The organism is Bradyrhizobium sp. P2_E8 (assembly GCF_056403875.1).
The window spans coordinates 1-792 of the sequence record NZ_JBFUES010001738.1 but is presented as its reverse complement, the minus strand read 5'-3'; the positions used below and the strand labels follow the sequence as shown (position 1 = coordinate 792).

1 pseudogene is annotated in these 792 nt (G+C 64.3%); it reads left to right on the top strand.

From position 1 onward, the window contains the following. Nucleotides 1-261: 261 nt before the first annotated feature. Nucleotides 262-792, top strand: a pseudogene (locus AC1D00_RS43585) (hypothetical protein); the annotation flags it as partial.

Sequence of the window (792 nt, the reverse complement as noted above, 5' to 3'; positions counted from 1 at the left end):
GGGGGCTGCCGGCGGTTTGCGTGGGGTCAGAGGAAGGCGATCATACGATGAAGCGGCCTTCTTCAGACATTCGAGAGACATCGAGAGATCTTTTTCCGCTTAGCTGTTCGTAATTTCGGCCGGCCCGTCATCGGGGCCTTCTGACCGCGGACGCCTGTGCGGCTTGCCGTTTCCTGCGATGCCCCTCCAAGAGGGCGGCCAGGAAAGGGCTCGAAACCAGGCTGGTATGGGCCTCTTGGGTCGTTGATTGGGGGACTTGGGTTGAACCACAGGACGTCACGCGGCGCTTACGGGCGTGAGACCGGGATCATCGATCTCGGCCACGAGCCGCCGCTTTCCGTCGATGGTTCCGAAGCGGCCGTCATCGATCGCCGTCGTGTTTCGGTACAATGGTTCAGCGGGACAATTCTGACCGGACTTTGCGGCGCAGCCCTGATCGGCGGCGCCGTTTTCGCTTCGCTCGACGGTGAGATGACCTTCGCCAAGGTGCCGGAACGGGTCGAAGGCGCGCTGCGCGGTGCATTTGGCGCAGCTGATCGCGCCGCTACCCTGCACAAGAGCGACCGCTTGCCGCCGCCGAACGAATCCACGGCCTCGCGCAACATCGTGCGCGTCTCCACGGTGGCCCGCGTCGGCAATCGCGACGTGATGCGGGTGCGTCCCTTCGTCCGGATCGCCGGCAATCTGTCGATGACCACGAGCGACCTGTCGGCGAAAATTCCGCCGTTCAACGCCCAGCGCCTTCTCACCGACGTCGGCTCCGATCCGAAGACCGCCGCCGACGATCCCAAC